The 15,398-nt window shown below is 68.9% G+C and carries 8 protein-coding genes; 4 read left to right on the top strand and 4 right to left on the bottom strand.

Features of this window, described 5'->3' with window-relative positions; genetic code table 11:
* Together AC2VON_RS22115 and AC2VON_RS22110 are read left to right on the top strand one after the other, a co-directional pair.
* On the top strand, nt 1–4,289 hold a 4,289-nt coding region (locus tag AC2VON_RS22115), incomplete at its 5' end, for an amino acid adenylation domain-containing protein (protein WP_486954783.1).
* Nucleotides 4,282–7,791, top strand: coding sequence for a non-ribosomal peptide synthetase (locus AC2VON_RS22110; RefSeq protein WP_486954782.1), 3,510 nt, complete (start codon nt 4,282–4,284; stop codon nt 7,789–7,791). The genes AC2VON_RS22115 and AC2VON_RS22110, both read left to right, overlap by 8 nt.
* On the opposite strand, the gene AC2VON_RS22105 is transcribed toward AC2VON_RS22110, so the two are convergent.
* Complete coding sequence (locus AC2VON_RS22105) at nt 7,792–9,168, bottom strand: SagB family peptide dehydrogenase (protein ID WP_486954785.1); 1,377 nt, start codon at nt 9,166–9,168, stop codon at nt 7,792–7,794.
* A 111-nt stretch (nt 9,169–9,279) separates the two neighbouring features.
* Here AC2VON_RS22105 and AC2VON_RS22100 point away from each other — a divergent pair, with 111 nt between their 5' ends.
* Nucleotides 9,280–10,635, top strand: coding sequence for a salicylate synthase (locus AC2VON_RS22100; RefSeq protein ID WP_486954781.1), 1,356 nt, complete (start codon nt 9,280–9,282; stop codon nt 10,633–10,635).
* Nucleotides 10,636–10,693: 58 nt separating this feature from the next.
* Here AC2VON_RS22100 and AC2VON_RS22095 read toward each other — a convergent pair whose 3' ends face one another.
* The 3 genes from AC2VON_RS22095 to AC2VON_RS22085 form a co-directional block, all read right to left on the bottom strand.
* Nucleotides 10,694–11,533 carry an SDR family NAD(P)-dependent oxidoreductase gene (locus tag AC2VON_RS22095; RefSeq protein WP_486954784.1) on the bottom strand — a complete coding sequence of 280 codons (840 nt, stop codon included), beginning with the start codon at nt 11,531–11,533 and terminating at the stop codon, nt 10,694–10,696.
* 198 nt (nt 11,534–11,731) lie between these two features.
* Nucleotides 11,732–13,297, bottom strand: coding sequence for a xylulokinase (locus AC2VON_RS22090; RefSeq protein WP_486954780.1), 1,566 nt, complete (start codon nt 13,295–13,297; stop codon nt 11,732–11,734).
* The gene (locus tag AC2VON_RS22085; protein ID WP_486954779.1) at nt 13,294–14,712 is read right to left on the bottom strand and encodes a pyridoxal phosphate-dependent decarboxylase family protein; all 1,419 of its coding nucleotides are present in this window, start codon (nt 14,710–14,712) and stop codon (nt 13,294–13,296) included. The genes AC2VON_RS22090 and AC2VON_RS22085 overlap by 4 nt, the downstream gene beginning before the upstream one ends.
* Before the next feature lie 199 nt (nt 14,713–14,911).
* On the opposite strand from AC2VON_RS22085, the gene AC2VON_RS22080 reads away from it, so the two are divergent.
* On the top strand, nt 14,912–15,398 hold a 487-nt coding region (locus AC2VON_RS22080; RefSeq protein WP_486954778.1), incomplete at its 3' end, for an HrcA family transcriptional regulator.

The raw sequence follows: 15,398 nt of genomic DNA, 5'->3' as shown, positions 1-15,398 counted from the left end.
CGTGGTCGGAACGGATCGCGGCGCCCACCGAATTCGACGCTATCTGCCGATCGGAGCGGCGCCGGCCGTTCGACCTGAGCCGCGGCCCGGCGCTGCGTGTCGTGCTGCTCACCGTGCCGGGGGAGACCAGGCGGCGGATGATCGTCACCGCGCACCACATCCTGGTGGACGGCTGGGCGCTGGCGGTGTTCTTCACCGAAATGCTCGCGGTGTACCGGGCGGGCGGGTCATCGGCCGGCCTGCCCGCGGCGCGGCCCTATCGCGACTACATCGGCTGGCTGGCCGAGCAGGACACAGCGGCGGCGTTCGCCAGGTGGCGGGAGTATCTGCGCGAGGTGTCCGAGCCGCTGATGGTGGCCGACAGCAGCAGTGGCGTCGTCGCCGGTGACGGCGCGGTAGAGAAGGCGCAACTGCTGCTGTCGGCGGCCGAGACGGCGCGGCTGCGGGCCTGGGCGGCCGGCAGCGGTCTGACGCTGAGCACCGTGGTGCTGTTCGCCTGGGCCGTCGTGCTCGGCGGCATCACCGACCGACGCGACGTCGTGTTCGGCACCATCGTGTCCGGCCGACCGGAGAGCCTGGCCGGCGTGGCGCGCATGGTCGGCCTGTTCATCAACGCGGTGCCGGTCGTGCACCGGCTGACGACGTTGCCGGTGGTCGAGCAGTGCCGGCACCTGCAGCGCGAGCTGTCCGCGATGCGCGACATCGGGTATTTCAGCCTGGCGGAACTGCAGCGCGAACACGGCCGCGGGCCGCTGTTCGACACCCTGTTCGTGTTCGAGAACGCCCCCATCGAGGACGCGATCCACCCGGTCAGCGATCCCGACGGAACCCGCTTCACCCCGGTGGGGATGGAAAGCCTGACGCACTATCCGCTGACCGTGGTCTCCCACCTCAGCGGTGAGGCGCTGTTGGTGGTGGTGGAGGCTGTTACAGCGATGCTGCCGCACCTGCCGGGGAAGCAGATCGGGGAGCGGATGCTGGGTGTGCTGCGCCAACTGCCCGACATGGCCGGCGAAACACCCGGCGCGCTGGACATCCTCACCGCATCCGAACGCTGTGAACTCGCCGGTTTGGCCACGCGGTCGACACCGGCCCCGGATGCCACGGTGTGGGAGGTGTTCGAGCGGCAGGCTCATGTCACCCCGGATGCCGATGCGCTTTGCGCCGGCACCGGCGAGCACTACACCTACGCCGAACTGTACGCCCAGGCGTGCCGAGTCGCCGGTGAGCTTGCCGAGCACGGCGTGAAGCCGGAAACCGTTGTAGCACTGGAATTGCCGAGATCCCCGCGAGCTATTGTCGCGGTCCTGGCCGTCCTCGCCGCCGGTGGCGCCTACCTGCCCGTCGATGCGAGTCTGCCCGCGGCACGCATCGCATCGATGCTGCGCCAAGCCGATCCGGTGTTGATCATGACCGAGACGGGCTGCCCCGGAATGACCCGGTTCGGCGTGCCCGCGCTGGTCATTGACGACGCGGCAGCCGAGCGCATCTCACGCCGCCCCGCCGTCGCACCCCCGGTGCTGCGTCATCGGCAGCAGGCCGCGTACGTCATGTTCACGTCCGGCTCGACGGGTGAGCCCAAAGGGGTTGTCGGCACCAACGCCGCGCTGCTCGGCTACTTCGCCGACCATCGTGAGCGGGTGTACCGGCCGGCGTCGGCACGGCTGGGCCGGCCGCTGCGCATCGCGCACGCCTGGACTCTGAGTTTCGACGCGTCGTGGCAGCCGATGGCCGGCCTGCTCGACGGCCACGCGCTGCACGTGTTCGACGCGGCGGAGATGCGCGACGCCGACCTGCTGGTGGCCGGGATCGCCGCGCAACGCATCGACATGCTCGACACCACCCCGTCGATGTTCGTGCAACTGCGCGCCGCCGGTCTGCTGCGCAAGCCGCTGTCGGTGCTGGCCCTGGGCGGGGAAGCGATCGACGCCGCGCTGTGGGAGCAGCTGGGTGCGCTGTGGTCGACCTCGCGAATCGCCGTCTACAACTGCTACGGGCCCACCGAAACCACGGTCGAGGCGGTGGTGGCCACGGTCGATGAGTACCCGACGCCGACGATCGGTACCGCCAATGCCGGAACCGTCGGCTACGTTCTTGATTCAGCGTTGCGGGTGGTGCCCACCGGAGTGGTGGGCGAGTTGTACCTGTCTGGGGTGCAACTCACCCGCGGTTACGCCGGCAACCCCGCCCTGACCGCCACCCGCTACGTCGCCGATCCGCTGCGCCCCGGTCAGCGCATGTACCGCACCGGAGATCTGGTCCGCAGGTTAGTGCACGGCGGGTACGGCTACCTGGGCCGCGCCGACACCCAGGTCAAACTGCGCGGCTACCGCGTCGAGATCACCGAGGTCGAGGCCGCACTGCGCGAACACTCAGCGGTGGCCGACGCAGCGGTGTCGGTGCTGCGCCGCGCGGGCGGCGCGGCCCTGGTGGGGTTCGTGGTCTGGCATACCGACGGTGACCCGGAGGGGTTGCGCGCCGAGCTGACCGAAGTGCTGCCCGCGTACATGGTTCCGGCCCGGATCGTCGCGCTGGCCCGCCTGCCGGTGAACGTCAACGGAAAACTGGACGCCGCGGTGCTGGGCCGGCTGGCCGAAGACGCACTCCGGCCGGCCGCCGGGCCCGCCCCCGGCACTGCGGGCACCGACACCGAACGGGTGCTCAGCGAAGTGTTCGCAGAACAGTTCAACGGCGTAGCGCCGGATATCGACGCCGACTTCTTTGCGCTCGGCGTGGACAGCATCGTGGCTATCTCGGTGGCGTACCGGGCGCGCCGCCGCGGCCTGGCCGTCAGCCCGCGGATGGTGGCCACCTCGCCGACCATCCGCAGACTCGCCGCCGCCGTCGAGTCCGCCGCCGGCTCACCGGACATCGACGTCTGCGCGGCTTACGGCGCGGTGCCGCCACTTCCGGTGGCGTCCTGGCTGTTCGAGTACGGCAGCTATCGCCGGTTCACCCACACCGTTCTGCTCCGGTTGCCCGACGACGCCGACCAAGCGTCGGTCGAGTCGGTGCTGCAGCTGCTGATCGACGGACACGACACCCTGCGTTCCATCCTGGTCGACACGCCCGAAGGGCCGCGCCTGGTGACCCGGCCACCCGGTGTGGTCCGCGCCGCCGACGTGCTGACCCTGGCGCCGGCATCGGCGTCGGCCGATGCGGACTTCACCTCGGCCATAGCGCGGTGCGCACGCACCGCCAACGACGCGATCGACCCGCACCGGGGCGCGATGCTGCGGGCGATCTGGCTGACCGGGGGCGAACGCGGCCACGTGCTGCTGATCGCTGCGCACCACCTGGTGGTCGATGTGGTGTCCTGGCACATCATGCTCGGCGATGTCGCCGAGGCGTGGCGTGCGGTGAAATCGGATGCCCCACCGCGACTGCTTCCCGAGTTCACCGGGTACCGACGATGGTCGCAACTGCTGTGGCAGCGGGCCGCGACACCGCAGGTGGCGACGCAGCGCGACTACTGGGCGGCCCAGCTTCGCGGCCCCGACCCGGCGCTGGGCATTCGGCATCCCGATCCGCAGACCGACACCTGGTCGAGCCTGCGCGTCGCACCGGCGATCACCCCGGTCGAGGTCACCGAGCGCCTACTGGCCCGCCTCGATGAGGGTGCCGGCATGCGCGAATTCCTGCTGGCGGTAACCGCGATGACGGTTGCCGGCTGGCGGCGGGCCCGGGCATCCGATCCGGCCGCGGGAACCCTGGTCGCCCTGGAGGGACACGGCCGCGCCGACGACGTCCTGGACACCGACACCACCAACACCGTCGGCTGGTTCAACACCGTGTTCCCGGTGCGCCTCGCGGCGGGCGCCGCGGCGATCGACGTCGAACAGGCGGAGAACGACCCGGCGGCGGCGCGGCTGCTGCTGGACTGCGTGACGGCCGAGCTGAACGCGATGCCGCACGGGGGCCTGGATTACGGCCTGCTGCGCTACGTCAGGGACGACCCGGGACTGCGGGTCGACCCGCAGATCATGTTCAGCTATCTGGGCCGGTTGGATCTGGGTGGTTTCACCGGTCAACCGTGGTCGCTGGTGACCGGTGACTACCTGGACGCGCTGCCGGGCGACCCCGAGCCGGATCTGCCACTGCGGTTCGCCCTGCACATCGGTGCGCTGGTGGGCAGCACCGAAAGTGGCACCCAACTGGTGACCAACGTTCGCTGGAGCGATGCACTGTTCACCGCATCCGACATCGCCGCCTTCGTCGAGCTGTGGCAACGCGGGGTCGCGGCGCTGGCGGCGTGCCTTGACGCAGCAGACCGGTCGCGCCATGGGTGAGTGGATCTCCACCAACGAGCTCAGGCAGACGGTGGCGGCTGCTCTCGGTTGTGCCGCCGGCGACATCGCCGACGACGATGATCTGATCCAGCTGGGCCTCAACTCGATCCGCATCATCGCGCTGGCCGGCGGTTGGCGTAAACAGGGCGCCGACATCACGTTCGCTCAACTCGCTGCCGAACCCACCGTCGGCGCCTGGCACGGCCTACTCAGCGCAGCGGAGCCGGCCGGTGCGGCGGCACAGGTAATCCAGACGGACCCGACCGGCTGCGCGACCAGTGACGATGCGCCGTTCCCGCTGGCCCCCATGCAGCATGCCTACTGGATCGGCCGATCCGCTGAACAAGAACTCGGCGGCGTGGCAGCACATCTCTACGTCGAATTCGACGGCGGCCCGGTCGATCCGGGCCGGCTCGAACGAGCGGTGGTTGACCTCGTCGCCGCCCACGCGATGCTGCGTACCCGGTTCCTGCCCGACGGCACCCAACAACGGCTGCCCGCCCCAAAGGGGCCGGTGTTCGCCGTGGTCGACCTGCGCGGGCAGCCCCGCAAGGCGGTCGAGCCAACCCTGGCGCGGTTGCGCGACACCAAAACCCATCAGTGCCTGCACGTCGAAGACGGACAAGTCATCGACGTGACGCTGACCCGCTACCACGAGGACTCCCAAGAGAGAAGCCGGCTGCATCTCGACGTCGACATGCTGGCCGCCGACGCCATGAGCTACCGGGTGCTGGTCGCCGACCTGGCCGACCTGTACCGGGGAGCGACGTTGCCGCAGTGCGGCTACAGCTACCGGCAATACCGAATCGAGCGCCACGACGACGATGCCGCACGCGAACGAGGCCGCCGCTGGTGGCAGCGGCGGCTTCCCGAGCTGCCCGGCGGACCACAACTTCCGGTGGTGGCCGCCAACGACCGCGCAGCGCAACGCAGCGTCCGTTATCAGCACCGGCTGGGACCGCGGGCCAGAAAGCGGCTGATCACCAGCGCCCACTCGCACGCGGTCACGCCGGCGATGGCTGTGGCGGCGATCTTCGCCGACACCGTCGGCGGCTGGTCGGCGCAGAGCAGATTCTTGCTCAATGTTCCGCTTTTCCAACGTGAATCGATGCATCCGGACATCGACCGGGTGGTGGGGGACTTCACGTCGTCGGTGATGCTGGAGGTGGACGTCACCGAGACCGCCTCGGTGGCCGACCGGGCCCGCGATATCCAGCGACGGATGTACGACAGTGCGGCACACGCCGCCTACTGCGGCCTCGACGTGCTGCGCGACCTGGGCAGGCACCGAGGCGAGCAGGCGCTGGCTCCGGTGGTGTTCACCAGTGCCCTCGATCTCGGTGAACTGTTCGCCGACAACGTCATCGGCGCGTTTGGTGAGCCGGTGTGGATCATCTCGCAAGCCCCGCAGGTGTTGCTCGACGCTCAAGTCACCGAATTGCGCGGTGGGCTGCTGTTGAATTGGGATGTCCGCGAATCGGCGTTTCCCCCCGGGCTGATCGACGCGATGTTCGCCAGGTTCACCAGCGCGGTCGAGCGGCTGGCCGAGGGCGATTCCGGCTGGGAGGCGCAGGCGGCGGTGCAGCTGCCGGTCGGCCAGGCGCTCACACGTGCCGCGGTCAACGCGACCGACGGCCCGGTCAGCGGGCGCCGCCTGCATCAGGGCTTCTTCGACAATGCCGCAGCCAACCCGGATGCCCAGGCCATGGTGTGGGGGGTGGGTGAGCGCGCCGGGGTGTGCAGCTACGGAGAGCTTGCCGAACGCTCGCTTGCCGTGGCCGGGGCGCTGCGCGACCACGGGGTGGGCCGCGGCGACGCGGTGGCGGTCCAGCTGCCCAGCGGACCGGACCAGGTGCTGGCCGTGCTCGGGGTGCTGGCAGCCGGTGCGGCCTATGTGCCGATCGGAGTCGGCGAACCGGATGCGCGACGCGCCACGATGCTGCAGACCGCCGACGTGGCTGCCGTGCTCGTGCAAGAGGATCCGGGCACCAGCGGGCAGATCCCGCGCCTGTCCATCGATGCGGCGCGCCGGCATCCCGCGCCGCTGCCGGCGCCGGTCCTCGGCGACACCAGCGACATCGCCTACGTGATCTTCACCTCCGGCTCAACCGGGCTGCCGAAGGGGGTGGAGGTGTCGCACCGTGCGGCGATGAACACGGTCGATGCCGTCAACGAATGGTTTGACGTCGGCAGCTCGGATCGAGCGCTTGCGTTGTCGGCGCTCGAATTCGATCTGTCGGTCTACGACATCTTCGGCATGTTGTCCGCGGGCGGATCGTTGGTTGCGGTCGAGCCGCAACAACGGGCCGCGCCCGGCACCTGGGTGGAGCTACTCGGCCGCCACCGGGTATCGATCCTCAACTGTGTGCCCAGCATTCTCGAGATGATTCTCGACGCCGGCGCCGGCCAGCTTCCTGCCTCGCTACGGGCCGTCATCCTGGGCGGCGACTGGGTCGGCGCCGAGCTGGCCCGCAGGCTTGCCGAGCAGGCCCCCGGCTGCCGATTCGCCGGCCTGGGCGGTGCCACCGAGACGGCGATTCACGCCACCATCTGCGAGGTGGACGGCGAACCACCGCCGCACTGGGCGACGGTGCCGTTCGGCGTTCCGTTGCGCAACATGCGGTGCCGGATCGTCGCACCGTCAGGCCGCGACTGCCCGGACTGGGTTCCCGGAGAGCTGTGGGTCGGCGGTCCGGGTGTCGCGGCGGGTTATCGCAACGATCCGGCGCGGACAGCGCAGCGGTTCGTCGAGCATGACGGGATGCGCTGGTACATCACCGGCGATATGGCCCGCTATGTCCCGGACGGCAGCATCGAGTTCCTGGGCCGGGCCGACAACCAGGTGCAGATTCGCGGATACCGGGTCGAACTGGGCGAGGTCGAGAACGCGCTGCGTGCACTACCCGGGGTGCGTCAGGCGGTCGCTGCTGTGACGGGTTCCGGCGCGCCCACGCTGGTGGCCGCAATCAGTGGCCATCCGGACGAACTCGGCAGCGGAGACGCCGTCATCGCTGCGGCTGCGGATCGGCTGCCGAGCTATATGGTTCCCACGCGGATCGTATTTTTGGACCGGATTCCGTTGACCCCGAACGCAAAGCTGGACCGGCGCACCGTCGCCGCCCTGTTGGAGGCGCAGGCCCACCACGCCGCAGACACCGAGCGCAGCGCCCCGCGCAACGAGGTGGAGGCTGCGCTCGCCGTGATTGTCGCCGAGGTGCTGGGCATGCCCGGCCAGGATTCGGTTGGCGTGCATCGTGACTTCTTGGCAATGGGCGGTGATTCGGTGCTCGCGACCAAGGTGATCGCGCTGGTGCGCGACTGGCTGGAGACCGAGCATGGTGTGGTCGAGGATGTGTTCGCCACCCGAACCGTGGCCGGCCTCGCCGAGCGGTTGCAGCAGCGCGATGCGCAGCGTGGCACGCCGGACCGGCTGGCCGCAGTCGCGCGTATCTACCTGGAGGTTGCGGCGATGACCGATGAGGAGGTGCTCGCGCAGGGGTGATCAGGCTGGGGCCGCAGAGCCGACGACGATGGCGCCGACGCTGCACTCCTGACGCTCGTCGACTCCGGTGGCCGCGACGAACGCGGCGGTGTCGCCGAATCCCAGGGCGCACACGCCGAGGCCCATCGCGGTTCCGGCCAGATAGATCGTCTGCATCAGGGCGCCGACATCCTTGAGGACGGTCGCGTAACCGATCTGCTCGTAGGTCCACATCATCCGGGGGCATCGCGCCGCCATGACGAGGAGCAGCTGAGGCTCGAGCCCTCCGGCCAGTGTTGCCGACGCCGGCGCCATCAGCTGCCCCACCGCCGGTGAATCCGCGCCGGCCACCGGGCGCAGGGCGTGGTCGAAAGAGTCGTAGTGATACATGCCCGGTTTCAGTCCCGCGACGTTTCGCACCACCGGATATAGCTCGAGTTCATAGATGCCGCCGCCGGAAGGGTAGGGGCGTGACAGCAGTTCCTCGCCCGGGCAGACGGAGTGCGTCTGCCGCGTCCGTGCGCTTCGATACAGCAACTCGGCCAGCTGGTCGACGGTGACCGGGTGAGTTTCGTCGAACGTTCTCGTCGAGACCCGGTCTTCCAGGACGGCCGTCAATGTCGGGTCCTGAATCCGTCTGGCCGCCAGGTCGGGAACCGGCAGCGCGACCGGTTCGCCCGGATAGGTCGCCCGGCGCGCTGGAGGCTGTGCGAATCGGTCCCTGGCCCACTTGGTCGGGCCGAAATGCTCCCAGGTGATCGTGCGTTCGCCGAGCGTGCTGCGGCGGTGGAACCACAGTTCCGGGGCACTCCAGCTGAGCGAATCGAATTCGCGGTCTTCCTGCCCGGTGCAGATCACAAAACCGCACCGGCGCAGGTCCGCGACGAACCGTGCGGTAACGGCTGTCGGGACACCGGAGTCGGTTGCGACCGGCTTGTCGAGCAGCGGCAGCAGGCGCCGGTCGTGGATCCGCAGATCGCACCACGCCAGCGGGTGTTCGAGCAGAAGCCCGGCTGCATCACGATGCAGCACAGCGAATTTCGACAGCACAGCCGTTGTGGCCGCCGGTGGCTCCGATGGTGGCACGGGTTGGCCGAACGGCTGGATGGAATACCATTGCGTGCCGCTGTCGCAGACCGTGATCGCCAGCCAGCCGCCCGCGGCCAGCTGCTCGAGCAGCCGGCGGGTTTCGGCGGCGTCGGCCGGCGCCGACAGCGCTGAAACGGTTGCCGGACCGAGGTTCAGGGTTTGGCACGCCTGAAGTTGACCCTGCGTCAGCCGGGTCAGCTTCTCGCTGCGGGGCGGATTCAACAGCAACGCGCCCGCGGGTGTCGTCACGCAGGCGACACCGGGCGCGAACGCGTACCGGGTTTGGTCCGGGTAGCCGACTGCGGGCACTGCCAACGTGTACTCCTTCTGCCCGAGCCACGGCCACCGCCCCGCCCGTCAGCGCCCGAGCCAACGGGGGCGGTGTTCCCTCATTGGTAGGTTAGGCTACACTTGCTAACTGTGCCTGGGGTCGGCGAAGCAGTCTCCGAGAATGCCCTGTCGATTCCGCTGCCCGCCGGTGTCGAGCCCGCCGACCTCGCGGCCGCGCTGGCCGCCGCGCTGCCGGAACGCGACGGCGACGAGTACCTGCTCTACGAGCGTTGCGGGACCTGGACCCTGGCGATCGGTGTGCGAGCCGCGGTCGAGTTGGACAGCGATGTACTCCGCATCGGCTACGACGGTGTGACCCGGTGTCGGCCCTGGCAGGGACGGCCCGCGCTGGTTCTGGGCGAGGCGGTGGACCGGCTGCTGCGAGGGACCGATCAGGTTTTCGGCTGGGTCGCCTTCGAATTCGGTGCATATCGCTTGGGTCTGCACCGCCGGCTGACGCCGGGGACCACTCTCGCCCGGCTGTTCTGGCCGCGCACGAGCATCGTGGTCACCGCGGAGGAGATCCGGTTATTCGACGCCGAAGCTTCCCACCGCGTCGCACTGGATCGGTTGCTCGCCGAAGGTGTGCCGAGCCCGCCCGCACCGCGTGCGGTCGACGTGGGCTTCGGGGCGGGCGCCGACCCCACCGACTATCGGCGCCGGGTGTGGGCCGCGGTGGAGGAGATCACCGCCGGCCGCTACCGCAAGGTGATCCTGTCGCGCTGCGTCGACGTGCCGTTCGCCCTGGACTTCCCCTCGACCTATCGGCTGGGTCGAAAGAACAACACCCCGGTGCGCTCATTCCTGTTGCGGCTCGGTGGAATCCGGGCACTTGGCTACAGTCCCGAGCTGGTGGCCGCGGTGACCTCCGACGGTGTGGTGTTCACCGAGCCGCTGGCCGGCACCCGGGCACTGGTCGGCGACGCCGCAACGGACCGGCGGGCCCGGGAGAACCTGGAATCCGACGCCAAGGAGATCGTCGAGCATGCCATCTCCGTGCGCACCTCGATGGCCGAGGTGGCCGCGGTCGCCGAACCCGGCAGTGCAGCCGTCACCGATTTCATGGCCGTGCGTGAACGGGGCAGCGTGCAACATCTGGGTTCGACCGTGTGCGGACGCCTGGACCGGTCGTGCAACCGGATGGACGCGCTGGAGGCGCTGTTCCCGGCGGTTACCGCATCAGGGATTCCGAAACCCGCGGCCTTCGATGCCATCCTGCGCCTCGACGAGTGTCCGCGCGGGCTGTATTCGGGTGCGGTGGTGGCGTTTTCTGCCGACGGCGGGCTGGATGCCACGCTGACGTTGCGGGCGGTCTACGAACGTAGCGGGCGGACCTGGCTGCGGGCCGGGGCGGGCATCATCGGCGCATCCAGCCCCGAGCGGGAGTTCGAGGAGACCTGCGAGAAGTTGGCCACCCTGGCGCCCTACCTGGTGCCGTGCAGCTGATGTTCGACCGGCGACATCGATAGGCGAGTAGGTGCTGGCCGACGCCACCCTTCGTCGTTCAGCGGATACCGGCGCGGCTGACCAGGCCCATCGCCCGGGTGAACGACACCGGAGCGAAACGTTTGATGCCCCAACCGATTTTGGCGTCAAGCTGGGGCAGGCAGTACAGACCGCCGCGGTCATGGGTGTCCAGACAGGCGCGGGCGACCTTGGCCGCCGGCAGCCCGATCCACCGCATCGCCATGGTGGCGAAGTCGGCCGTTTCCTCGGTGACGTGCGCGGATTCGACGATGTGGGTTTTGACCAGGGTCGGGCACAACACGGTGACTCCGATCCCGGTGCCGGACAGCTCGGCGGCCAGGGTTTCCGACAGCGACACCACCCCGGCCTTGCTGACGTTGTAGGGCGCCATGCCGGGTGGTGCGCCGTAAAACGCCGCCGACGCGACGTTGATGATGCCCCGCGGCGGGATGCTCGCCCCGGCTCCGCGCAGGATCGGGGTGAACACATGACACCCGTGAACCGGACCCCACAGGTTGATCCCCAGCGTCCAGTTCCAGTCCTCCAGCGACATCTCGCCGATCGGGGTGCCGCCGACGGCAACACCGGCGTTGTTGACGACCAGGGTGGGCGGGTCGCCGAACCAGGACTGCGCGGTCGCGGCCAGCTTGCGGACGTCGTCGAGTCGGGACACATCGCAGTGCGCCGCGGTGGCTTGCCCGCCCCGGTGGCTGATCGCGTCGACCGTCCGCTGGGCGGCGACGTCGTCGATGTCACTGCACACCACGGCGCCGCCGCGGTTGGCGAGTTCGATCGCGATGGCCGCTCCGATGCCGCTGCCGGCGCCGGTCACCACCGCCGACGCGCCGTAGCTGCATTTCGGCGCGTTCCCGAACATCACCCGGGTCAGTCAACAGCCAACGCTGACGTCAGTCAACGGCGGGGTCGGATGCTTCGCCGAGCGTGAAGCGGTTGCGATAAAACCGGCGAAAAATCGCAACAGTTTCACGCTGGGCGCTCGTCGGGTGGGTCGGCGCAGGCGAGTCCGTGCCCGGACCCAGGACACGCACGCTTGCGCTGGAAAAGGCTAGCTTCGTTAGGAGTTCAGCCGGCCGAAGATCGCCTGCTGGGCCTTGTACAGCCTGGGGAACTCCGCGAAAAGGCGGTCATAGACGCCCCGATGCTCGACGGCCGGTGCGAAGACCCGGTCAACGGGGATCAGGTCGCGCAGCTCGTCGCGGTCGAGTTCACCCATGCCGAGCCCGGCGAAGAGCGCCGCGCCGCGCAGCTGCGCGACGAGTGGGTCGGCCACCCGCTCCAGGGTGCGGCCGCACACGTCGGCCATGATCTGACACCACAGATCCGACCGCGCGCCTCCGCCGATGATGCGGATCGGGTTGCTGCTTCCCGCCAGCCGGTCGACGTAGCCGAGCAGCCAGCGGCTGTTGTAGGCGACCCCTTCCAGCACCGCGCGCACCAGATCGGCGCTGGTGGTGGCCAGCGATATGTTGTGGAAGCCGCCGCGGGCATTGCGGTCGTCGATGGGGGAGCGCTCGCCTTTGAGCCACGGGGTGAAGATCACCCCGTTCGACCCCGCCGGCGCGGTGGCCGCCAGCGCGGTGAGGTCGTCGTAGTCGAGGTCGGCGAAGAGGGTGTCGCGCAGCCACTGCAGGTTACGGCCCGCCGTGTCCTGGTTGTTGACCAGCAGGTAGCTCGACGAGTCCAGACCCGGCATCGTGGCCATCTGGTGGAACACGTCGGTTCTCTTCATCGGAAGCGGGCAGCTGATCCATGACGTGGTGCTGATCGGCATGTGCAGTTCACGTTCGCGCACCGCGCCGGAGCCCACCGTGGCGCTGTGCAGATCGGGTATGCCGGTGACCACTTGCGCGTCCGGCGAGATACCGAGCTCGGCGGCCACCGCGGGCATCACCCTGGCGATGATCGACCCCGTCGGCACCAGCGGCGGCAGCTTCGCGCGGTCAACCCCGGATAACCGCACCAGCGTGTCGTCGTAGTCGAGCACCGCCAGATCGCGATTGTCGGTCAGCCAAGAACCCATCATCGAAGCGCGCGATGCGGCGGCCCGGCCGGTGAAGCGCATGGTCAGATAGTCGACCGGCTCCAGAAACCAGCGGGCCGCCTCGGCGACCTCCGGGGCGGCGTGCTGGAAGTACAGTCGGTGACCGACCGGGTCGTCACCGTTGGGCGAGGGCACGCCACCGTTGCGGCGGAGCCAGGTGGCCACCACTCGCGCCCGGTAGCCTTGTACGGGTCCGGCGAACGCCTTGCGGCTGTAGCGACCACCGCGGCTGTCCATCCACATCAGGCACGGCCCCACCGGCGCACCGGCGGCGTCGACCGGCACCGTGCTGGCCCACTGCCCGGTGACGGAGACGCCCACCACCTGTTCGCCGGTGACGCCGCTCTCCGAAAGGCCCCGTCGGGCGGCGTCGCGGATGATCGTCCACCACCGCTCGGCGTCCTGCGTGGCGGCACCGTCACCGCCGTAATCGGTTGCCACGGCGACGTGGCCGGACCAGATCACCTGCCCGTCCAGCGACACCAGCCCGACCTTGGGTCCGCCGGTGCCCTGGTCGACGGCGAGCACGATCCGTTCTGTCCGGCCGGTCGGTGCCGTCCGTGCAGGGGGTCCGCTCATGAAGCGGGCGGCACCGACTGCTGGGTGTCGAGCATCTGCTCCATGAACCCCTCGATGAATTGGGCCGTCTCGGCGGTCAGGCCGCCCGGGATGCCGCCGTACACCGCGCCGCTGGCCGTCGGCTCGCCGGCGGCGTCTTTCTTCCGGGCGTATTCGACGGCATCGTCGAGGTCGGCCGCGAAGGCCGCCACCACACCGGGCTGGGTCTGCGGGCGGGTGACCGCCATGTGAATCGCGTTCGGGTATTGCTGGCCGTTGAACCGCCAGCCCTTGCCCTTCATGGCGTCGGCTACGTGGTAGATGTCGAATTCGTCGGAGCGGAAGCTGAAGCAGAACGTCGGGTTGCCGATGACCTTCAGCTCGGGATGCGAGCGCACCACATCCTGCATGGCGAAGGCGGTTTCGAAGATCGCCTTGGCGTAGTTGCGGTATCCCTGTCGGCCAAGCTGCACCATCGACGCCCAGGCGGAAGCGATCAGGCCACCCGAGCGGGATCCCTCGATGCCCGGTGACATGTACGTCCCGCCCGTCCAGTCCGGCAGGTAGAAGTACTGCGCGTTGCGGTAGGCCTTGTCGGCGAAGAGCAGGGTGGAGGAGCCTTTTAACGCATAGCCGTACTTGTGGGTGTCGGCGGAGATGCTGGTGACGCCCGGGACACGGAAGTCGAAAACCGGTATGTCATAGCCGAGTTCCTCACCGAACGGCAACACGAACCCGCCGAGGCAAGCGTCGACGTGCAGGCCCACGCCGCGGTCGAGGGCGAGCTGCCCCAGCTCGGTGATCGGGTCGACGGTGCCGTAGCCGTAATTGCAGGCCGAACCCATGATGGCGATGGTGTTCTCGTCGATGTTGTCGGCTACCCAGTCGACGTCGACGAGCGTGCTGTCCGGGTTGATCGGCGCCTTGCGCAGCTCGATTCCGAACAGGTGACAGCCCTTGTCGAAGGCGGCGTGGCCGGTTTCGGGTTTGATGAAGTTCGGCTTGGTGTTCGGCTTCGTGATGCCTTTACCTTTAGGATGTTTGGCGGCGTGGTCGCGGTAGGCCAGCAACGCGTGAATGATGCTGCCGGTGCCGCCGCTGGTGACCATGCCGACCGGTTCGGAGTCGGTGACGGCCTCGGCGTGCATCAGGTCGAGCGCCATCGCGATCACCTCGCCCTCGAATTTGGTTGCCGACGGGCAGATGTCGCGCTGCAGGATATTCACGTGGGCGAACAGGCCGAATACCTCGTCGAGGAAACGGTAGTGCTCGTGGTCGCCGCAGTACATCGTGCCGGAGACCCGGCCGGTCTCCCAGATGCGGTCCTCCTCGGCGGCCATCGTGCGCAGCTCGGCGAGCACGTCGTCACGCGACCGTCCCTTCTCGGGCAGCACGCGGTTGACCGTGAACCGGTCTGTATAAGGGAAATCGGACATGCGTTGCCTTCCTGTTCTCCAGCCCTGGCGCCCTCTCGAATAACAGCATTATCTCACTATATCCCGTTGTATCATCTCGTTGTATCCCGATCCCGTTGTATCCCGCTTCCCCGCCGGCCGGCCAGCACATCCATGTCGACGACCCGTGCGTGCTTGATGTAATCCCGGTCGACAACACTAGTCGCCGTAAAATGGCCGCGTGGGAATGGCCGACGACCGTCGCTTCGAGGTGCTGCGCGCCATCGTCGCGGACTTCGTCGCCAGCAAGGAGCCGGTCGGCTCCAAGACCCTGGTGGAGCGGCACAGCCTCGGCGTCTCGTCGGCCACCGTCCGCAACGACATGGCGGTGCTGGAGGCCGAGGGCTACATCACCCAGCCGCACACCAGCTCGGGGCGGGTTCCCACCGAGAAAGGCTACCGCGAGTTCGTCGACCGGATCGAAGAGGTCAAACCGCTGTCGTCGGCGGAGCGGCGGGCGATCCTGTCGTTCCTGGAGTCCGGCGTCGACCTCGACGACGTGCTGCGCCGCGCGGTGCGCACCCTGGCCCAGCTGACCCGCCAGGTCGCCGTGGTGCAGTACCCGACGCTATCCACGTCGACGGTGCGCCACCTGGAAGTGGTCGCGCTGACCCCGGCTCGGCTGCTGCTCGTGGTGATCACCGACTCCGGCCGGGTGGACCAGCGCA

This window comes from Mycobacterium sp. TH-M82, assembly GCF_057473605.1.
Note: the sequence above shows the minus strand (reverse complement) of the source record. Positions and strands in the feature narration are given on the sequence as shown.